At 64.1% G+C, this 21,518-nt stretch carries 9 protein-coding genes; 6 read left to right on the top strand and 3 right to left on the bottom strand.

Features of this window, described 5'->3' with window-relative positions; all coding sequences use genetic code 11:
* Nucleotides 1–38 precede the first annotated feature (38 nt).
* The 4 genes from glnA to rlmM all read left to right on the top strand — a co-directional run bounded on the left by glnA (nt 39) and on the right by rlmM (nt 7,432).
* Entirely contained in the window at nt 39–1,460 is a 1,422-nt protein-coding gene (gene glnA, locus ACOY6C_RS12705; protein ID WP_420905842.1) for a type I glutamate--ammonia ligase, read from the top strand.
* Between the two features lie 199 nt (nt 1,461–1,659).
* A complete protein-coding gene (locus ACOY6C_RS12700; RefSeq protein WP_420905841.1) occupies nt 1,660–3,987 on the top strand; it encodes a methyl-accepting chemotaxis protein in 2,328 nt (775 codons plus the stop codon).
* A 477-nt stretch (nt 3,988–4,464) separates the two neighbouring features.
* The gene (locus ACOY6C_RS12695; protein WP_420905840.1) at nt 4,465–6,195 is read left to right on the top strand and encodes a 2-isopropylmalate synthase; all 1,731 of its coding nucleotides are present in this window, start codon (nt 4,465–4,467) and stop codon (nt 6,193–6,195) included.
* A gap of 145 nt (nt 6,196–6,340) precedes the next feature.
* Entirely contained in the window at nt 6,341–7,432 is a 1,092-nt protein-coding gene (gene rlmM / locus ACOY6C_RS12690; RefSeq protein WP_420905839.1) for a 23S rRNA (cytidine(2498)-2'-O)-methyltransferase RlmM, read from the top strand.
* A gap of 62 nt (nt 7,433–7,494) precedes the next feature.
* Here rlmM and ACOY6C_RS12685 read toward each other — a convergent pair whose 3' ends face one another.
* Nucleotides 7,495–8,697, bottom strand: coding sequence for an HD-GYP domain-containing protein (locus tag ACOY6C_RS12685; protein ID WP_420905838.1), 1,203 nt, complete (start codon nt 8,695–8,697; stop codon nt 7,495–7,497).
* 48 nt (nt 8,698–8,745) lie between these two features.
* Nucleotides 8,746–9,477, bottom strand: a complete 732-nt coding sequence (locus ACOY6C_RS12680) for an SPOR domain-containing protein (protein ID WP_420905837.1) — start codon at nt 9,475–9,477, stop codon at nt 8,746–8,748.
* 129 nt (nt 9,478–9,606) lie between these two features.
* On the opposite strand from ACOY6C_RS12680, the gene recC reads away from it, so the two are divergent.
* Nucleotides 9,607–13,188, top strand: a complete 3,582-nt coding sequence (gene recC, locus ACOY6C_RS12675; protein ID WP_420905836.1) for an exodeoxyribonuclease V subunit gamma — start codon at nt 9,607–9,609, stop codon at nt 13,186–13,188.
* The gene (recB, locus tag ACOY6C_RS12670; RefSeq protein ID WP_420905835.1) at nt 13,185–16,850 is read left to right on the top strand and encodes an exodeoxyribonuclease V subunit beta; all 3,666 of its coding nucleotides are present in this window, start codon (nt 13,185–13,187) and stop codon (nt 16,848–16,850) included. The genes recC and recB overlap by 4 nt, the downstream gene beginning before the upstream one ends.
* A 51-nt stretch (nt 16,851–16,901) precedes the next feature.
* On the opposite strand, the gene ACOY6C_RS12665 is transcribed toward recB, so the two are convergent.
* Nucleotides 16,902–21,428: an nSTAND1 domain-containing NTPase gene (locus ACOY6C_RS12665; protein WP_420905834.1), complete on the bottom strand. Its 4,527-nt coding sequence runs from the start codon at nt 21,426–21,428 to the stop codon at nt 16,902–16,904.
* Nucleotides 21,429–21,518 lie beyond the last annotated feature (90 nt).

Here is a 21,518-nt window from a genome sequence, read left to right as displayed (position 1 = left end):
TCGACATTCACCCCCAAGTAACGAGAGGTTAAGACCCCATGTCAGATCAAGACGCGATTCGCAATGTGATGGCCATGATGGAAACCCACGACGTCCGCTTCGTGGACTACCGCTTCACCGATTTCCACGGCAAGTGGCAGCACATCTCCACCCCGGCCAAAATGCTCACCGAAGAGGTCTTCGAGACCGGCTTCGGTTTCGATGGCTCCTCCATCGCCGGTTGGTGCGAGATCAACCAGTCGGACATGGTTTACAAGCCGGATGCGGCCACCGCCGTCATGGATCCTTTCACCGATGTCCCCACCCTGATCCTCATCTGCGACATCGTGGATCCCTTCACCGGTGAGGGCTACAGCCGCGACCCCCGCGCCGTGGCCAAGCGCGCCGCCGCCTTCCTCAAGTACACCGGCATCGGCGACACCGCCTATCTCGGGCCAGAAGCCGAGTTCTTCATCTTCGACTCCGTGCGCTATGCCTCGCGCATCAACAAGGTGTTCGTGGAGATCGACTCCATCGAGGGCGCCTGGAACACCGACACCGACTACGAAGAAGGCAACACCGGTCACCGTCCCGGCATCAAGGGCGGCTATTTCCCGGTTCCGCCGGTGGATGCCTATCAGGACATCCGCTCCGAGATGTGCATGCTCATGGAAGAGATGGGCCTGAACATCGAGTTCCACCACCACGAGGTGGCCACCGCCGGTCAGTGCGAAATCGACATGCGCTTCTCGGATCTGGTCTCCATGGGTGACAACATCCAGAAGTACAAGTTCGTGGTCCACAACGTCGCCCATCAGCAGGGCAAGACCGTGACCTTCATGCCCAAGCCCATGAGCGGTGACAACGGCTCCGGCATGCACGTCCACATGTCGATCTGGAAGGATGGCAAGCCGCTGTTCGCCGGCAACCAGTATGCCGATCTCTCCGAGATGGCCCTGCACTTCATCGGCGGCATCAAGAAACACGCCCGTGCCCTGAACGCCTTCACCAACTCCTCGACCAACTCCTACAAGCGTCTGATCCCCGGCTTCGAGGCCCCGGTGCTGTTGGCCCACTCCGCGCGCAACCGTTCCGCCAGCATCCGTATTCCGGCGGCCACCAATCCCAAGGCCAAGCGTTGCGAAATCCGCTTCCCGGATCCCTCGGCCAATCCGTATCTGGCCTTCTCGGCTCTGCTGATGGCCGGTCTGGACGGCATCGAAAGCAAGATCGATCCGGGCGCGCCGATGGACAAGAACCTCTACGACCTGCCCCCGGAAGAACTCAAGGGCATTCCGACCGTCTGCGGTTCGCTGCGTGAGGCCCTGGACGCTCTGGACAAGGATCGCGAGTTCCTGAAAAAGGGCGATGTCTTCAGCGACGATCTGATCGATGCCTGGATCGATCTGAAGATGCAGGAGGTCTACAAAGTCGAGCACACCCCGCATCCGGTCGAGTTCTCGATGTACTACAGCGTGTAAGCGTATTCCTGCTGTATTGATTGAATAAAGCCGTCCCCAAGGGGGCGGCTTTATTTTTTGAAATGGCCGTTCCATTTAAATAAAATGGTTGAAATGGAGGGGGGGCTGGATTAAGGTATCTGGATTCATTGTTTACAACAGGAATGCATTTATTATTTAAATAATCTATATTGTTCTTTCTGTCGTCAAGGTGCCCCACATGCAATGGCGTCATGGTTTGCGCTTCAAAATCTTGTCGGTGATTCTGCTTTCCATGGCGATCATGGGGGGCGTTCTGAGTTATTTGGGCTATCGGGATGCGCGTATCGCGGTGATCCGCAAATCCGAGGAGAAGGCCCAGGTCTTCGGGGGGATCGTCGAACAACAGATTCAGTCGCGCGGGGTGGATCTCTCCCTGGCCGTGGAAGCCTTGCTGAATGGTCAGGAGTTGGTCAGGGCGTTTGCGCAACGGGATCGGGAGTCTCTTGCCAGGATGACCGCGCCCTTTTTCAAGGAACGTCTGGATCCCCACTACAAGATCGATCAGTTTCAGTTCCACCTGCCGCCGGCGATCAGTTTTCTGCGCGCCCACAAGCCCTCCCAGTTCGGAGATGACCTCTCGGCCTTTCGCAAGACGGTGGTCGTGGCCAACGAACGACGTCAACCCGTGGTCGGTCTGGAGGTGGGGCGCGCCGGACCGGGATTGCGGGTGGTCTATCCGGTTTTCCACAACAAGGAACATATCGGTTCCGTGGAGTTGGGAGGCAGCCTGGGCGATATTTTCGACGTGGCGCGCAAGACAACCGGGATGGCGTTCGCCATAGGCATCCATGATCCCGTTTTCAAGGCGGTCAAGCGGAGCGTGGACGAGAAGAACGACGTGGTGGTGTCGGATCTGATCTACTACGAATTTTCCGATCCCCTGGTGCGAACCCTGTTGCCGCTGGCGGGCACGGGTTCGGATTCGAACACGGTGATCCTGGACCGGGGCCGCAGCTGGATCGCCTCGGGATTTCCGTTGCGGGATTTTGGCGGCACGATCATCGGACAGGTTCGCGTTTTCAACGATGTCACCGAACTGCTCGCCGAGGCCCGCAGTTCCGCATGGAACAAGATCGTGGTGATCGTGGTGCTCGTGTTGCTCTCCAGCCTGGCTCTGTTCGCCATGATTCGTCTGCTGGTTCTGGTGCCGGTGAAGAGACTGGTGGCCTTTTCCGGACGTTTGGCCCAGGGAGACCTGACCGTCACCATCCGGCATGATCGCAAGGACGAGTTCGGCGTGCTGTTTCGCTCCATGGAGGAGATGGTTCAACACCTGCGCGCGTTGATCACCGGCATCGTCGATCACGCCGGTCGGTTGTCCGACAGCGCGGAAGATCTGAATCGCGTTGCCGGGGATCTGGATCAGGGTGCGACAGGTCTGCACGACAAGGGCAAAAGGGGATTGGCGTTCTCCATCGAACTGCGCGGCGATATGAGCGGCGTCGATCAGGCGGTGCGTGCCATGACCCACTCCATGGAGGAGGTGTTGCGTTCCGCCCAGGAGATCAACAACAACATGGGAACCATCTCCGCGGCGGCGGAAGAGGCGAGCGCCAGTCTGAGCACCGTGGCGAACTCTGCGGGAACCTTGTCGAATGGCATGAGCGGCGTGCTTGGGGCGTCCGAGCGTTCCAGCGCCAACATGTCCGGCGTGGCGCAATCCGTGGAGGTGATGAACACCTCGCTGGCAGGGGTCCGGGAGCGGTGCTCCGAGGCTGCCGAGGCTTCCGAGGAGGCCCGTCGCGCCGTGGAGGCCAATGCCGAGGTGATGGCGCGTCTGGTGGATTCGGTGCGCGAGGTGGGCAATGTGGTGGGATTGATCCAGAGCATCGCCGAACAGACCAACATGCTGGCCCTGAACGCTTCGATCGAGGCTGCCGGGGCCGGGGAGTCGGGCAAGGGGTTCGCGGTGGTGGCCAACGAGGTCAAGGAGTTGGCCCGTCAGACCGGTCATGCCACCGGAGAGATCCATGGTCGCATCGAACAGATCCAGGATTACATGGAGCATGTCAGTCGCGCCATGGAGGGGGTGGACCGGCGCGTCTACCGCATTCGCGAGGTCAACGGCGAGATTCTGGATGCCATGGTGGATCAATCCCGTACCGTGCATGGCATTTCCGGTTCCATGGACGCGACCGCCGGCGAGACCGAGGAGGCGACCCGACTGGTCGGCGAGATCACCCGAGAGGTCGAGGAGGTGAGTCGCAGCGTCCAGGAGATCGCGCTGGGCATCAACGAGGTGACGCGCAACGTCTCTTCGGCCTCGCGCGGCGTGGATGGCATGACCCGTTCCGTGGAAACCACCTCGGCACACGGGGATGTGATCGGCACATCGGTGGAGGGAACGATCCTACACTCCGAAGAGCTGGGTGGACACATGCAGGAGGTGTTGGTCGCGGCTGAACAGATGCGCGGCATCAGTGCCACCGTGACCGCCCGTGCGCGCACCGCCGAGGAGATCGTCGCGCGCCTCGAGGAGGAGTTGAAGCGCTTCCGTCTGAATTGACCGGCGCTGGGAATCGTCCGGAGGAGATCTCCGCCCGACTCGAAGAGGCGTCGAAGCGGTTTCCGTTCGCACGAAGCGTCGCTGGAAAGCGCCTGCCGGCGATCCGACCGTTTTTTGTTGACGCCCGCCTCCGTTCCATGCCAACATCTTTCCCATGAACCAGACCCTCTTCATCTCCTCCCTGCGACTGCGTGCCATTCTGTCTGGTGGCCATGGCCACCCGTGGGCGCGCGGCATGCGGAGTTGAACCTGGTCTGAAATCCGAATGAATGGTCCAGATTCCCCAAAGCCCCGGCTCACACGATCCGGGGTTTTTTTATGGCGTTTTTCACCCAACAAGGAGAGCACCGACATGAACATTTCCCGACTTTTTCGACTGAGTGGCGGTCGCCGGAGCATGGCCCGAGCGGGCGGCGGCGACCGGAGTTGTTCCTTGAACGTTTGCGTCCAGCCGCCCTTTCGAAGGAGACCTGTCCGATGTTGACCGATTCCGCCGTTCAAGCCCAGGATGGGGAGCGTCCCACCGTTCCGTCCACCCCTGCAACGCCCTTTGCGCGTCTCGCCGGCAAATACCGTCCCGTCCCGCCCGTTCCCTTGACCGATCGTCACTGGCCGGCGCGTGTGATCACCGCCCCGCCCATCTGGTGCGCGGTCGATCTGCGCGATGGCAATCAGGCTCTGGCCGCCCCCATGTCTCCGGAGCGGAAGGGGCGTTTTCTCGACATGTTGCGACGCATCGGTTTTCGCGAGATCGAGGTCGGCTTTCCCGCCGCATCCCGCGACGATCATGAATTCGTGCGTCAGGTGGTGGCCCGTCAGGCCGGGGATCCGGCGCTCGTGCCCCAGGTGTTGACCCAGGCCCGCCAGGCGATCATCGCCAGGACCTTCGAGTCGTTGCGCGGCGCGCGGCGGGCGATCCTGCATCTGTACAACTCCATCTCCCCGGTGCAGCGACGGGTGGTCTTCAACATGGATCGCGCCGGGATCGTCGCGCTGGCCCGCCAGGGTGCCGAGTGGGTACGCGAGCATGCCGAACGGATGCCGGAGACCGAATGGATTTTCGAATACTCCCCGGAGAGTTTCTCCTCCACCGAGCCGGAGTTCGTGCTCGAGGTGTGCGATGCGGTGTGTCAGGTGTGGCGTCCGACCGTGGAGCGCAAGGTGATCATCAATCTCCCCGCGTCGGTGGAGGTGGCCTCTCCGAACCACTACGCGGATCAGATCGAGCATTTCCATCGCCGTTTTGCCTGGCGCGAGGCGGTGATCCTCTCTGTGCATCCCCACAACGATCGGGGCTGTGCGGTCGCGGCGGCGGAACTGGCCATGCTGGCCGGCGCGGAGCGGGTCGAGGGGACCCTGTTTGGCAATGGCGAGCGCACCGGCAATGTGGATCTGATCACCTTGGCCTTGAATCTCCACACCCAGGGGATAGACTGCGGATTGGACTTCTCGGATCTGGACGGGATCGTGGCCGTTTACGAGGAGATGACCCGGCAGTCCGTGCCGATTCGTCACGCCTATGCCGGAGAGCGGGTTTTCACCGCCTTTTCCGGATCGCATCAGGATGCCATCCGCAAGGGGATGGCCGAATGGCGGGTCACGGGTGGATCCTGGGAGGTGCCGTATCTGCCGATCGATCCTGGGGATATCGGGCGGGGTTACGAGGGGGTGATTCGCGTCAACGGGCAGTCGGGCAAGGCCGGGGTGGCGGAGTTGGCGGAACGGGCGATGGGATTTCCCTTGCCGCCGAGTTTGCGCGCCGAGTTCGCGCGCGTGGTGCAGGATCTGGCCGACAGCCGCCAGGACGAGCTGTTGGCCGGGGAGATCGGCGCGCTCTTCGAGGCCCGTTATGTCACCCCCGAGGGGGCGCTCGCCTATCTCTCCCATGCCTGTGGGCGGGTCGGGGAGGAAACCGGGCGGTTGGTGAGCATGCGGCTGGTGGTGCGCGAGCGGGGCGAGGAGCGCCACTTGAGCGGAATCGGCAACGGTCCGATCGATGCCTGTCTGCGGGCTTTTCCTTCCGGGTGGCGGATGTGGCATTATGAGGAGCACGCCTTGGATCCGGGCAGCGCGGCGCGGGCCGTGGCCCTGGTCGAGCTGGAGGATGGGTTGGGGCGGCGTGCTTTTGGCGTGGGTCGGGATTGGGATATCGTCACCGCGGCCATCAAGGCGGTGCTGGCGGCGATGAACCGGGTGATGACCGGTTGAGTTTTGTCCCCATTCAGGATCTCTGCAATCGTGGGGGTCTTGAATGGGGATCGATTTTTTTTCGAGGGGTCCGGGATCCGAGGCGCTTGCCGCTCCGGATCCCGGGCGTTCAGGTTTGGATTTGGATGGGGATGGGAGGATGCGGATGGACCCTTGCACGCGGTTGTTCGCCTATTGCCGACCGGGTTTCGAGCGGGAGACCCTGGCGGAGATCCGGGCGCGCGGCGAGCGTCTGGGCATGCCCTGCGCGGGGGAGGCGCGGGACCGTTCCGGTGGGGTGCTGATCGGGTTGGACCATCCGCATCAGGCGGTGTCGTTGTTCAAGAAACTGGGGGATCCCCAGCCGGTGTTCGCCCGTCATCTGTTGGCCTGTGACGCGGGTGGGGAGCCGTTGCCGCCGGGAGACCGGATCGCGCCGCTTCTGACCCGTCTGGAGCGGCTCGCCGAGCGGCATGGACCGTTTGCCACCCTTTGGATGGGCGCGCCGGACTCCGAGGAGGGGCGCGCCCTGACCCCGCTTTGTCGGGCGCTGCAAGCGCGGTTGGAGTCTGGTCTGCGTGATCTCGGGGCGCTGGATGGGACGGGCGTGACCCGTGCCGAGGTGGTTCTGCTCGCTGGAACCGAGGCGTTGACCGGGATTTCGTGGATTGGGGAGGCGTCGTCCTGGCCGATGGGGATCCCCCGGTTGCGGCGACCGGTTGCGGCCCCGAGTCGTGCCTCCCTGAAGCTGGAAGAGGCGCTGGTGGTGTTGTTGAGTGCCAGGGAGCGGTCGAACTGGCTGGCGTCGGGACGATCGGCGGTCGATCTGGGCGCGGCTCCTGGCGGTTGGAGTCGGATGTTGTTGGCCGACGGGTTGCGGGTGATCGCGGTGGATCGGGCCGAGCTGGCCCCGGAGTTGAAAAGGGAGCCGCGTTTGCGTCATGTGCGCGAGGATGGTTTCCGGTTTCGGCCCGAGCAGACGGTGGATTGGTTGTTGTGCGACATGGTGGAGCAGCCGCGACGCATTGTCGAGCTGGTGGCCAACTGGGCGGTTGCGGGTTGGTGTCGGATGGCGTTGTTCAATCTCAAGTTGCCGATGAAAAAGCGCTTCGAGGAGTTGGAGCTGTGTCGCGGGCGGTTGACCGGGGCGTTGCGGACGGCGGGGATCGCGCATCGATTGGATTTCCGCCATCTTTATCACGATCGCGAGGAGGTGACCGGGCTGTTGCGGGTGACGGGTGGCAGGAGAGGGGGGTGAGTGGTCAAGAAGCGAGGGCTGGAAACACGAAAAATCATTTTCTTGAAGAGCGCGCTTCCCGCTCACGCGAACGCCCGATCCACCGCCTTGACCAGCCCCGGATCGACCTCGCCCTCCGCGACCAGCCGATAAAGGATCTCCATGGTCTGCCGGTGGGTGAGAGATTGCCGGTAGGGTCGCTCCTCGGTGAGTGCCTGGTAGATATCGAGCACCGTCAGCAACCGCGACCAGATGTCCAGCTCCTCACCCGGCAACCGCAAGGGATAGCCGGCGCCATTCAACTTTTCATGATGGTTGGATGCCCACTCGGTGATCTGCTCGAGTCCGGGAATCCCTTCCAGACACTTGCGGGTGAAATAGGTGTGCTCCATCATCCGGGCCCGCTCCGCGTCGTCCAGCTTGCCGGGCTTGTCGAGAATGGCGTTCGGCATGGCCAGCTTGCCCACATCATGCAACGCCGCCGCGATGCGCAACTGGAGAATGGTGGTCGGATCGGCACCCAGATACCCGGCCATGCGCGCGGTCTTCTCCTCCAGACCGCTGGAGTGACTATGCGTGAACCGGGATTTTGAATCGATGATGCGGCTGAAAACCCGCGAGATCTCCAGAATCTCCTGCCAGTCGGCCTCGATGGCAAGCTCGGGCATGGTCCGGTTCAAGGCGACGTCCAGGAACGGATCGCGCAGATCCAGCCAGAAAGAGGTCGGCGCGCTGATCTCGGTGAACAGTTCCACCAGCGCGGGTGAGAAGTGAAGGCCACGTCTGGCCTGAAGGAATTTGAGAACCTGTTCACGCTTTCCCGGTCGGGCCTCGCCAAGATTGAGCTTGAGATCGGTGTAGTCGGCCAGGGCGATCACCTGGGCCATCCAGGGAATCGCCTCCCCTTCCACACCAAAGAAGCCGGAACCATCCCAGTTTTCGTGATGCAGAAGAATCGTTTCGAAGGTGTCCCCCTGAAAAGGAAACCGGCTTACGTTTGTCTCGCCGATTTCACAGTGAGCCGGCATATCCTCAACCTGCAACAACCGGTCGCGCTGCTGGTCGGGACGGGTGAGGTTCTCTTGCGCCAGGCCGTTGTCGTGCAGAATCGCCAGGGCCGCGCAATCGAACACCTGGGCGTCGTTCATCCCCATGGCCCGTGCCAGACGCATGGCAACCAGAGCCACCCGGCGTCCATGGTTGCTGGTGGCGCCGAGCAGCTCGTTCTCCACGCAGTCGATGGCCATGGAGAGTCCCAGGAGATAGCGATTGAGGTTGAATGGCATCGATCTTCCTCCAACAGGATCCTGTGCGGGTGAATCGGAAGTCTTGGATCAATGGCCCGGTCCCAGCACCGTGCCAGCCACCCCGGCCTGACGGCTCGCCAACGCGGCGGCGGCACGGGCGCGCTGCGCATCCTTGAACGGTCCCATGCGCACCCGGTACATGGTCTTGCCACCCGCCTTGATCGGCTGCTGGGTGACCGGGACCGGCCTGCCGTCGAGCTTCAACGACGCCAACCGGGCGATCAGGGCGTTGGCCTTCTCCTCGGTGGAGAAGGCGCCCATCTGCACCGTGTGGCCCCCCTCCTCGGCAGCCGGCCTGGTGGCGGCGTCTTCGGTCGGCGGACGCGGCGGCGGGGGCGGCATGCCGGCGTTCGACAGGGCGGCGGGCGGCGGATTGAAGGTCGTGGGTCCGGGAATCTGGGGCATGCCCGGAGGCGGCAGGTGCGCGGTCCTGGTCTGAGCCTTGGGGGGCTCGGCCCGGGTCTCGGCGGTGGGTTTGGCACCGTTCCCGGCTTCCGGATGCTTCATCAGCGCCTCGGGGATCTTGACTTCCACATGCGGCGTGGTAACGTTCGAAGGAGTCGGCGCGGGTTTGGTCTCGCTTCCCTTGTCCGGGGTCTGCTCGGTTCTGGCCGCGCTCACCGGCGGGCTGTCCGTGCGCGCCACCCGATCGCGGGAGGAGATCATCGCCTCCACCGCCAGCACGATCACGATGAACGCGAACAGACCGTTCATGATCATCACCAGGACGAACTGTTCCCGATTCGGGGATATCTTCATGGTCACTCCACGGAGCGGATTGAAACGACTGGTCACAAGGTAGCCTCTCTCTTAACGTATGTCAATCCGGATCCCGTGGCGATCCGGGTGCCAACACGTCTGAAAACCTTCAACATCCGATCTGTCATCATGCCCTTCGACCCTCCCCAGAGCGGCTTGACCCTGATTCACGGCAATCGCATCGAGCTGCTGCGCGACGATCTGGTGTCCCGCCTGCAACACGAACCCCTCGCGCCACTGGTGAATGAAACCATTCTGGTGCAGAGCAACGGCATGGCCCAGTGGTTGAAACTCGGCCTGGCCCAGGCCCCTGGCGTCGCTGGCGGACTCGGCATCGCGGCGGCACTGGAGATGCTGCTGCCGGCCCGGTTCGTGTGGCGGGTCTATCGGGCGGTGTTGGGGGAGGATGCCGTGCCCGAGGAGACCCCGTTCGACAAGACCCGCCTTGTCTGGCGGCTGATGCGACTGTTGCCGGAGATCGTCGCGGGGGAGGCGTTTGCCGCGTTGCGTCATTTTCTGCGCGAGGATCCGGAGCGGCGCAAAACCCATCAACTGGCGGAACGGCTGGCGGATCTGTTCGACCAGTATCAGGTCTATCGCGCCGACTGGCTGAGCGCCTGGGCGCGTGGGGAGGATGCGTTGATCGATGCGCGCGGTCGGCGGACCGCCATGCCCGAGGAGCAGCGCTGGCAGGCGGAACTCTGGCGCATCCTGATCGACGACGTGGCGCGGGGGGTCGGTGAGTCTCCCCATGGTCGGGGTCGGGCCGAGGTGCATGCCGCCTTTCTGCGTCGTGCCATGGAGGGGGCGCGGACACCGGTCGGACTGCCGCCTCGGGTCGCCATCTTCGGCATCAGCTCCCTGCCGTACCAGTCGCTCGAGGTGTTCATGGCGCTCTCCCGCTGGACGCGGGTGTTGATGTATGTCCACAACCCGTGTCAGCTTTATTGGGCCGACGTGATCGCCGGTCGGGAGCTGTTTCGCCATCGTGGGGTGGCGGGTCACGGGCGGGGAGGGGAGGCGGTCATCGCGGACGATGCGTCGCTCCATCTTCAGGCCCATCCGTTGTTGGCCGCCTGGGGGATGCAGGGCCGGGATTTCATCGGCTTGCTGGAGGATGCGGTCGGCGAGGGGGCGTTGTGGAGCGAGGGGGTGGCGCTGGCCTTCGAGCCGGAGCGCGAGAGCTGTTTTGTGGGGCGCGGGGAGGCGGCGGGAAGCCTGCTCTGGCAGCTCCAGGAGGATATCCTCGAGCTGCGTCCCCTGGCCGAGACGCGGGACACCTGGCCGCCGGTCGATGCGGACCTGGATGGATCGTTGCGCTTTCACATCGCCCACGGCGCCGGGCGGGAGGTGGAGATTCTGCATGATCAACTCCTGGCCGCCTTCAACGCCGATGCGAGCCTGAATCCCCGCGACGTGCTGGTGATGGTGCCCGACATCGATGAGTATGCCGCCCATGTTCAGGCGGTGTTCGGGCTGCACGCTCCGACGGACCCGCGTTTCATTCCCTTCGTGGTGGTCAACCGCACCCGGCGACAGACCGACCCGTTGTTGCGGGTGGTCGAGAAGCTGCTGACCCTTCCGCGCGCGCGGGTCACCTCCAATGACCTTTTGGACTGGCTGGAGATCCCGGCCTTGCGGCGTCGTTTCGGCATCGGCGTGGAGGATCTGCCGTTGTTGCGGCGCTGGATCCGGGATTCCGGCATTCGCTGGGGGCTGGATCCGGGCCATTGCGCGGCGTTGGGGGTTCCCGAGGATACCGAAGGAGAGCGCACCCGCCACACCTGGCGTTTCGGACTGGAGCGCATGCTGTTGGGGTATGCGCTCGGGGATCGGGGTGGCCCCTGGCAGGGGGTGGATCCTTTTGACGAGATCGGGCTGGGGGATGGGGAGCTGTTGGGTCGCTTGAGCGATCTGGTGGCGGCGGTGGCGTGGAGCTGGCGCGAACTCTCCACCCCTGCCACCGTGCCCGAATGGTGCGGACGGTTGCGGGGGCTGTTGGCGCGTTTTTTCGATCCGGACGAGGAGGATGCCGACGCCTATACCTTGCTGCGGCTCGAGGAGGTGCTGGATCCCTGGGAGGCCATGTGCGCCGAGGCCGGATTGACCGATCCCCTGCCCGAATCCCTGGTCGCCGAATACTGGCTGGCCTGTCTGGAGGATGGCGGGTTGTCGCGCGGCTTTTTCGCCGGATCGGTCACCTTTGCCACCCTCATGCCGATGCGGGCCATTCCGTTCCGGCAGGTCTGCCTGCTGGGCATGAACGATGGGGCCTATCCCCGTCCGGGAACGCGCGTCGATTTCGATCTGATGCACGGGCGCTACCGTCCCGGCGACCGTTCGCGGCGCGAGGACGACCGCTATCTGTTTCTCGAGGCGCTGCTGTCGGCCCGTGAGCGGCTGGTGATCTCCTGGGTGGGACGCGGCATCCACGATAACGCCGAACTTCCCCCCTCGGTATTGGTCGGACAGCTGCGCGACCATCTGGCCGCCGGCTGGACCCTGGCGCGTCGCGATGGGGGCCCGCCGGACTCCGGTGCGTCTCTGGTCGCGGCCCTCACCACCCTCCACCCCTTGCAGCCGTTCAGCCCGGACTATTTCCCCGCCGGAGAGCGGGGCGTTTCAGCTCTTTCAACCGGTCAACGCCCAAAGGGAGAGCCACGGTCGCGGGGCGAGGGGATTCCCCCCCCATCCTGCAAGTTCACCTATGCCCGCGAATGGCGGCCCGCACCGGTCGCGACGGGGGATGGAGAGAGCCTGCCGTCGCTCCTGCCGCCGCCGAGTCGCGAGGAGCCGTTGCGGCTTCTGGATCTGGCCCGACACTTCAAGGATCCGGTCAAGAGCTTCTTTCAGCAGCGGTTGGGGGTTCGTTTCGAACGCGAGGCGCTGTTTCTGGAGGATCATGAGCCGTTCGAGCTGGACGCCCTGGAGCAGTGGGGGCGTGTCGATGAGCTGTTGAACCGTCGCCAGCCTGAGGCGCTCGAGCTGGGGTTGGCGCGGATGCGTCTGCGTGGGGCCCTGCCGGCGGGTGGGCATGGGGAGCGTTTGATCGGGATGTTGCGGGAGACTCTGACCCGCCTGAACGGACGGGAGACGCGGTTCGTCGCCCGGTGGCCCGAGGAGGAGGAGGGGGAGCGGAGCTTTCGGTTCGAGAGCGCCGCCGAAGGGGGGGCGGTGCGGGTGGTCGATCGGCTGCGCGGGGTGCGGCGCGGGTCGGGGAGCGGGTTGGGAAGAATCGTGCGCACCGCCAGTCGGCTGCTTGATGCCGGAACGATCCGACCCGAGGCCCTGTCCGTGCCGTGGATCGAACATCTGGCCTGGGGGATGGTGGCGGGGGATGTGACCACGGTGGTGTTGGGTCGGGATGGGGGGATCGAGCTGGTCCCGCTGCCGCCCGGCGAGGCGGAAACGGCCCTGGAGTCGTTGATGGGGGCCTGGGTGCAAGGTATGCGCACCCCGTTGGCCTTTCTGCCCGCCGTGGGCTGGGCCGGGTTCGACGATCCGCAGAAAGCCGAGAGGCGCTTTGTCCGCGAGCGGGTGTTGAACCCCTATGTCCGGCGCGTGTTCCACGATTTCGAGGCCTTCGCGGCGGTCGGCGCGTTGGAGGGGTGGTCGGAAAAACTGCTGGCGCCGTTGCGCGAGGCGGCCAGCGTGATCGAGGAGCTGGATGAATCCCTGGTGGGGGATGGCTGGATGGAGGAGATCCCGTGAGCGCCCCGCAAGAGCTGCAACCTCTGACCTTTCCCCTCTCCGGCGTGCGGCTGGTGGAGGCGAGCGCGGGCACGGGCAAAACCTACACCATCGCCTTGTTGTATGTGCGGCTGGTGCTCGGCCATGGAGTCGTCGAGGGGGGACGGGGTGCGCTCAACCCTCCGGAGATTCTGGTCGTCACCTTCACCCGTGCCGCCACCAGCGAGTTGCGCGAGCGGATTCGCGCCCGGCTCGGAGAGGCGGCGGCCTGTTTCGAGGATGAAACGCCCATCCAGGGGGGCTGGGATCCGTTGCTTGTCGTCTTGCGCGCCGATTATCCGCCCGCCACCTGGGCGGGGTGCGCGCGACGGTTGCGGCTGGCCGCCGAGTGGATGGACGAGGCGGCGGTGGAGACCATCCATGGCTGGTGCCACCGCATGCTGCGCGAACACGCCTTTGACAGCGACTCCCTGTTCACCCAGGAGCTGGTGGCCGATCAGCGCGCGCTGCTTGCCGAGGTGACGCGGGATTACTGGCGGGTGCATCTGGCGCCGTTGTCGTTGGTCGAGGCCAGGGAGCTGTTCGACTGCTGGCCCGACTACAACCGGTTGGCGCGCGGGGTGGAGCGGCTGTTCCGCCAGGTGGGGTTGCTGGAGGATCCGGGCCCGTTCGCGGCGATCCTGGACGAACGAAGCGCGATCCGTGCCGAATTGGGCGCGGTCAAGCGACGATTCGGAACCTGGATCGGTCCCATGCGCGCCATGCTCGATGAGGCGGTGGCCGGCAAGCGGGTGAATGGCTTGAAGATCCAGGCGCGTTACTACGGACCGTGGCTGGAGGCGCTCGGGCGCTGGTGCGCGGATCCGGAGGAGCTTTTTCCCGCGCTGACCGAGGCGGCCTGGTGGCGGTTGACCCCCGGTGGATTGAACGAGGCGTGGAAGGTGGGATCCCCCCCCGACCATCCGGCCTGGGAGGCGATCGTGGAACTGCGTGCAACCCAGGCCCGCTGGGAGGGGGTGTGCCGGCGGTTGTGGGTGCATGCCGCCATCTGGGTGGCGGCGCGCTTCGCGGCGGCCAAGCAGGGGTTGGCCGTGATGGAGTTCGACGACGTGCTCACCCGACTTGAGTCCGGGTTGAACGGTGCGGGCGGTGCCCGTCTGGCCGGATTGATTCGTCGGCAGTTCCCGGTGGCCCTGATCGATGAGTTCCAGGATACCGATCCGGTGCAATACCGGATCTTTGCCGCCATCTATCGCGATTTGGATGGATGCCGCGATGGCACGGCGCTGGTGTTGATCGGCGATCCCAAACAGGCGATCTACGCCTTTCGCGGTGCGGACATCCACACCTATCTGAGCGCGCGACGGGTGCTGACCGGGCGGATCCACACCCTGGGGCGCAACTTCCGCTCCAGCGCGGCCATGGTGGCGGCGGTCAACCGGGTGTTCGCCGACGCCGAGGCACGGGTGGGTGCGGGGGCTTTTCTGCATCGGCGCGGGGAGGAGGATCCGATTCCGTTTCATCCGGTGGTCGCCCAGGGGCGGGAGGCGCGCTTCGAGGTCGAGGAGACGCCCCAACCGGCCATGACCCTGGCCGTGAGCGACGGGCCGCGTCCCTGGCTGGCCGATGCCTGTGCGAGCGCGATGGTCCGGCTGTTGGAACTGGGACGTTCGAACCGGGCCGGATTCCGGGATGGGGTCGGCGCGCTGGTGCCGCTTCTTCCCAGCGATATGGCCGTCCTGGTGCGGAGTCGCGCCGAATACGGGTTGATGCGCGCCGCCCTGGCCCGGCGCGGGGTGCGCTGCGTCTATCTCTCCGATCAGGAGTCGGTGTTCGCCTCGCCGTGCGCGGTGGAGCTGCGCCATTGGCTGGCTGCCTGCGCTGCCCCCGAGGATAGCCGCCTGCTGCGCACCGCCATGGCCACCGCCACCCTCGGGGTGAGTTGGCTGGAGATCGATGCCCTGGCGCGGGATGAGCGGTTGCTGGAGCAGCGCATGCGCCAGTTCGCGGGGTTCAAGAGCTGCTGGCGGCGCCAGGGGGTGCTGCCGATGCTGCGCCGGATGATGCACGAATTCGGGGTGCCTGCGCGGCTGTTGCACGGTTCGCTGGAGGGGGAGCGGAGCGGCGAGCGGCTGTTGACCGACTTGTTGCATCTGGCCGAGCTGCTGGGACGGTGGGAGGCGGACGGCGAGGGGGAGCTGGCGGTGATCCGGCTCCTTGATGAGGCGTTGCGGGAGGCCGGGGAGGGGGCGCGGGAGGCCGGGGAGCGGTTGACCCGTCTGGAGAGCGACGCCAACCTGGTGCGCATCGTCACGGTGCACAAATCCAAGGGGCTGGAGTACCCGTTGGTCTTTCTCCCCTTTGCCGGCAGTTGCCGTCCGCTGGGCAAGGGGGATCTGCCGGCCCGTCTGCACGACGATGAAGGCGTGGAAAGCCTCCTCATGACCGCCGACGAGACCCTGTTGGCGCGGCTCGATTTCGAACGCTTGCGCGAGGAGACCCGCCAGTTGTACGTGGCCCTGACCCGTGCCCGGCATGCGGTGTGGGTCGGGGTGGGGGTGGAAAAGGGGTTCGAGAAGAGCGCGCTTTCCCGTCTTCTGGGCGTGGCGGCGGAGAAGGGATGGACCGCCGAGACCCTGATGTCGCATCTGGCCCGGTTCGAGGAGGGGGATGGCGCGATCCGGATCCTGCCTACTCCGGAGCCGACCACGCAGCGGTTTGGCGCCGATCAGGATGGCGCGGCGGTCGGACCGGCGCGGCAGGCGCGGCGGCGGGTGCGGGATGGGTGGTGGATGGCCAGCTATTCGGCGTTGCTGGCGAGTTCGGCGGGTGGGGGCGTCGAGAGTCTGGAGAGCGCGGGAGAGGCGCGGTTTCGCGAACTGGCCCTGGAGCGTGACCAGCGGGCTCGGGCGCCGTCCGAGGGGATGTCGCCCGAGCCGGGGATGACGGGTCTGCACCCCTTTCCGCGTGGGGCCAGGGCGGGAACGGTGCTGCATGAACTGCTCGCCTGGTGTGGCGGGCGCGGCTTCGGCGCGGCGGGCGCGGATGCGGAAGGGGTGCGCGCGGAGGTGGCGCGGCGTCTGAATCCGCGTGGCTGGTCGGCCTGGATCGACCCGTTGAGCGCCTGGTTGACCCGCTTTCTGGCCACCCCCTTGCCGCTGGACGGGCTCGGTTCGGAAGTTTCGTTAAGCGATCTGGAAACCTGGCAGGTGGAACTCGAGTTCTGGCTGGCGGTCGAGCGATTGCCGGTGGCCGGGCTCGATCGCTGGCTGCGCGCCACCATCGAGCCTGGCTGCGAGCGTCCGACCCTCGCGGATCGCACCCTGCAAGGGATGCTCAAAGGGTTCATGGACCTGGTGTTCGAGCACGGAGGGCGCTACTACCTGATCGACTACAAATCCACCTGGCTTGGTCCGGATGATGCCGCCTGTACCCCCGAGGCGATGCGGGCCGCGATCCTGCACGCCCGGCATGACCTCCAGGGGGTGTTGTATCTGTACGCCCTGCATCGTTTGTTGTCGGTGCGTCTGGTCGATTACGACCCGGCGCGCCATCTGGGCGGGGCGTTGTTTCTCTTCCTGCGCGGTCTGGACACCCCAGCGCGCGGCATCTGGCGCCTGGAGGCGACCCCGGCGATGCTGGCGGTGCTCGATGGATGGTTTGGCCAAACCCCGGAGGGGTGAACCGGACGTTTTCCCCCCCCATCTGCAAGGGGCTGTCCCGTGCCCGCCGGGTTATTTTTTCTGTTCAGCTGTTTTGGCTTTGAATTGCCGGGCCTTGGGAGATTCCGGCTCCCGCGCCAGCCAGTTCTCCACCACCTTGGCGGCTTCGGTTGTGTCGTTGTTCTCAAGCAAAAACTCGACAAGCTGTTGATAGGGAATGCTCAGGTTGAACTGGAATGGTCGCTGCTTGGGGAAGGCGTCAAACATCCGTTCGATCAGGGCAATCTCGGTCCGGAAGTGGCCCATCGCCTCCTGTTCCTGTCCAGACTGTTTGCGCAGGATCATTCCCATCCGCTCATGGCTGATGGCCAACCCTCTCTGCCATTGGGTGTTGTCAGGATCGAGTTCGGCCAGACGTTTGGCGATCGCCATGCCGGCGCGAAACTCGGTGAGTGCCGCAGCCTGTTCGCCCTGCGTTTGAAGAATCTCGCCAAGCTTGTTGTGGCTTATGGAGAGGTCGCGCTGCCATTCGGTGTTGTCGGGATCGAGTTCGGCCAGATGTTTGGCGATCGCCATGTCGGCGCGAAATTCGGTGAGTGCTGCATCCCGTTCTCCCTGCGTTTGAAGAATATCGCCAAGCTTGTTGTGGCTTATGGAGAGGTCGCGCTGCCATTCGGTGTTGTCGGGATCGAGTTCGGCCAGACGCTTGGCGATCGCCATGCCGGCGCGAAACTCGGTGATTGCCGCAGCCTGTTCGCCCTGCGTTTGAAGAATCTCGCCAATCTTGTTGTGGCTCACCCATACGTCGCGCTGCCCTTCGGTGTTGTCAGGCTCGAGTGCGGCCAGACGTTTGGCGATCGCCATGCCGGCGCGAAACTCGGTGAGTGCCGCAGCCTGTTCGCCCTGCGTTTTTAGCATATCGCCAATCTTGTTGTGGCTCACCTGTAAGTCGCGCTGCCATTGGGTGTTGTTGGGATCGAGTTCGGCCAGACGTTTGGCGATCGCCATGCTGGCGCGAAACTCGGTGAGTGCCGCAGCCTGTTCGCCCTGCGTTTTTAGCATATCGCCAATCTTGTTGTGGCTCACCCATACGTCGCGCTGCCATTGGGTGTTGTTGGGATCGAGTTTGGCCAGACGTTTGGCGATCGCCATGCCGGCGCGAAACTCGGTGAGTGCCGCAGCCTGTTCGCCCTGCGTTTTTAGCATATCGCCAATCTTGTTGTGGCTTATGGAGAGGTCGCGCTGCCATTCGGTGTTGTTGGGATCGAGTTCGGCCAGACGCTTGGCGATCGCCATGCCGGCGCGAAACTCGGTGAGTGCCGCAGCCTGTTCGCCCTGCGTTTGAAAAATCCCGCCAATTTTGTCGTGGCTTATGGAGAGGTCGCGCTGCCATTGGGTGTTGTTGGGATCGAGTTCAGCCAGACGCTTGGCGATCGCCATGCCGGCGCGAAACTCGGTGAGTGCCGCAGCCTGTTCGCCCTGCGTTTTTAGCATATCGCCAATCTTGTTGTGGCTCACCCGTAAGTCGCGCTGCCATTCGGTGTTGTTGGGATCGAGTTTGGCCAGACGTTTGGCGATCGCCATGCCGGCGCGAAACTCGGTGAGTGCCGCAGCCTGTTCGCCCTGCGTTTTTAGAATATCGCCAAGCTTGTTGTGGCTTATGGAGAGGTCGCGCTGCCATTGGGTGTTGTTGGGCTCGAGTTTGGCCAGACGTTTGGCGATCGCCATGCCGGCGCGAAACTCGGTGATTGCCGCAGCCTGTTCGCCCTGCGTTTGAAGAATCTCGCCAATCTTGTTGTGGCTCACCCATACGTCGCGCTGCCCTTCGGTGTTGTCAGGCTCGAGTGCGGCCAGACGTTTGGCGATCGCCATGCCGGCGCGAAACTCGGTGAGTGCCGCAGCCTGTTCGCCCTGCGTTTTTAGCATATCGCCAATCTTGTTGTGGCTCACCTGTAAGTCGCGCTGCCATTGGGTGTTGTTGGGATCGAGTTTGGCCAGACGTTTGGTGATCGCCATGCCGGCGCGAAACTCGGTGAGTGCCGCAGCCTGTTCGCCCTGCGTTTGAAGAATCTCGCCAATCTTGTTGTGGCTCACCCATAAGTCGCGCTGCCATTGGGTGTTGTTGGGATCGAGTCTGGCCAGACGCTTGTCGATCTCTTGTGCCTTGCGATGCAGGTTTTGGGCTTCGGTCAAGTTACCGAGGTCTGTGAAGACATTGCCAATATTATTCAAGGCCGCGGAGAGTTGGCGCTGTTGCATGGGCTCGAGCTGGGAAGGTTCGCCCAGGCGCTCATAATACGCCAAAGCCTTGTGTGCGGTCTCTTTCATCAGGTCCAGGCGGCCCAGGGGGATCAGTCGATCCCGTAAATCAAAGATGACGAAATTCACCAGCTCTTCCGCCTGGCTGCGGGCCTGTTTTTCCTTGGTGCGCGCCTGAGCCTCCAGTTTGAGCGACTGTTCGGCCCTCTGTTCCTGTTGGTAGGCGCGCCAACCGAAGCCGCTGGCGGCCAGGGCCAGTCCGCCCAGGCCGATGGCCACCCAACGCGCCCGGCGCAAGCGACGATCCCGTTGCTCCTTTTCATGGCGGGAGGAGTGTTCGATGAAGGCTGGAACCCCTTCGGCCAATTCGTCGCGGCGCTGGCGCAACAGCTCTTCCGCCTCGGCCAGTCGCTTGCCCGCCGGCAGCAGCAGCTCCGGATGCTCGCCACCCTTCTGCCAGACGCTCCTGTCCGCCTCCAGCCGATCGCGCAGTTTCAAGAAGGCCCGCTCCTCCTCGATCAGTCGTTTCAGGCGGGGCCAGCGGGTCAGCAGGGTTTCATGGGCCAGGTGGAAGGTGGCTTGCAGGGCATCGCCACGGGTCACCACCAGCCGTCCATGGACGAATTTTTCCAGAATACGCGCCTTCTCCGGGGTGTTGGCCACCTCCCGCTGGTTGGCCGCCCGGCTGGTGATGCGGTCATCCTCGCTCTGGGTGGTCACCAGGGCGCGCAGCACCGCCGCCAGAGTCGGACCATCCAGCTCCTGGCAGATCTCTTCCGCCCGTTGGGCGATGGCCCCCACCAGTCCACCCAAAGTCCGGTAGCTGGTTGAGGTCAAAACGTCTCCTTTGGCCAGCGCCACATCCTGACGATAGAGTTCATCCAGGGCGAACTCCAGCAGCGGCAGGGATCCAGGCTCCAGCTCGGCCTCTTGCAGGATCAGTTCATCCAGCCGCAGTCCGGTCTCCTGGTCCACATCGAAGCCAAGACCCGCCGCGTTCGCGGGGCGCGTGATCATCTGTTCGATTTCCGGCAGACTGGGTGGCGCCAGGTGGTATTGACCGAGCCCAGAGGCCAGATCGCGCAACCGGGGGAGGTCGTCCAGGCGGTGGAAAAAGTCGCTGCGCATCGCCGCGATCACCCACACCTGCCCGGTTTTCGCCAGTGCTTCCAGAAATCCCACGAAGCGGTCGTTCTCCTCGGCGGTCAAGGAGACCGAGGTGAAGATCTCCTCCAACTGATCCACCACCAGCACCAGGCGACCCGTCTTGCCCGATGAATCATCCCTGGCAGTCTTGCTGATGACCTGCATGGCCACCTGAATGTCTTTGACGCCTGAAGCGGGATTGGCCTGCCATAGTCCCCCCAGGGTTTTATCGTCGATTTTCTCTCCTCCCAGTTCGGGCGCCCCATCCATCAACAGCGCCCGCGCCAGACCGACCCATGGGTTTCCTTCGCCATCGCTGGGGCGGAACCGGGCCATCCGCCACCACCCCACGCCGCTCACCACGCCTGGAATGGCCAGATGCGGCAGCACGCCGGCCCGGATCAACGACGATTTGCCACTGCCGCTGGCCCCGAGAATCAGCAGAAAGGGAATCGCCTTTTCAGCCCTGTGGACCAGTTGGTCGATCACCTTCCGCTCAGCCTGTTCCCGGCCAAAAAAGACCGGTGCGTGTTGAGTGTCGAAGGGTTGCAGGCCGCGAAACGGAGAGCCGTGGTTCCAGGTGATGCCTGGTTCGCTGGCATTGGCTCCGACGTCACCCTTGGCAATCCGTTTTTTGATCAAGCGGCGCAAGTCCGCTTCCAGTTGCTTTTCGAAGGTGTCCGTAGGGTCGAATGTGTGGTAATCCCCCTCCCGGACCTGCCCATCGCAGGGTTTGAAGTGGCGATCCAGAAAGTTTTGCAACGCCTCCCACTGGATGCGGCGCGCCCGCGCCTCCTGGTCCTGGGTGTTGACCGGCATCATGGCCGGGGTGGTTTTCAAGTAAAGCAGCAGATCCGGCTTGCCGGTAGCGCGGTTGGCCTGTTTGGCGTTTTCGAACTCCCACTCGGTGCCGGTCGGGATCCGACCATCCGCGTCTCGATACCGATCCGGCAATGGCGATCCGAGCCGCGACCAGAGGATCACCACCACGATGTCGGTCAGCGATGGTTTGTCGAGCCGGTCCTGGATGTGGCCCGCGGCCTGCTGCACCTCCTCTTCCCAGAGAATCGGCCTGATGTCGAAAAAGCGTTTGAACTCTTTTTTCAGGCGCTCGATGACCAGGGCCGCCCGGCGGCGTTCGTCGGGGACATCGCTGGGGGAGGAGATGAAAATGCGCAAAGGCGTGGCTTGCATGGCGAATCCCTGGGTTGTGGTCAAGATTCCTCGGCGTGCAGTTGCCGTCCCATCCGCTTTTGGGCGCCGTCTGGTGCCCATGGGGTGCCC

Origin of the sequence: Candidatus Magnetaquiglobus chichijimensis (assembly GCF_045865675.1) — a bacterium.
Lineage (GTDB): Bacteria > Pseudomonadota > Magnetococcia > Magnetococcales > Magnetaquicoccaceae > Magnetaquiglobus > Magnetaquiglobus chichijimensis.
This window is presented reverse-complemented; position numbering and strand designations above follow the sequence as displayed.

Coding starts and splice junctions, on each gene's coding strand:
- glnA (WP_420905842.1), top strand. CDS start 39: ATGTCAGATCAAGACGCGATTCGCAATGTGATGGCCATGATGGAAACC.
- ACOY6C_RS12700 (WP_420905841.1), top strand. CDS start 1,660: ATGCAATGGCGTCATGGTTTGCGCTTCAAAATCTTGTCGGTGATTCTG.
- ACOY6C_RS12695 (WP_420905840.1), top strand. CDS start 4,465: ATGTTGACCGATTCCGCCGTTCAAGCCCAGGATGGGGAGCGTCCCACC.
- rlmM (WP_420905839.1), top strand. CDS start 6,341: ATGGACCCTTGCACGCGGTTGTTCGCCTATTGCCGACCGGGTTTCGAG.
- ACOY6C_RS12685 (WP_420905838.1), bottom strand. CDS start 8,697: ATGCCATTCAACCTCAATCGCTATCTCCTGGGACTCTCCATGGCCATC.
- ACOY6C_RS12680 (WP_420905837.1), bottom strand. CDS start 9,477: ATGAAGATATCCCCGAATCGGGAACAGTTCGTCCTGGTGATGATCATG.
- recC (WP_420905836.1), top strand. CDS start 9,607: ATGCCCTTCGACCCTCCCCAGAGCGGCTTGACCCTGATTCACGGCAAT.
- ACOY6C_RS12665 (WP_420905834.1), bottom strand. CDS start 21,428: ATGCAAGCCACGCCTTTGCGCATTTTCATCTCCTCCCCCAGCGATGTC.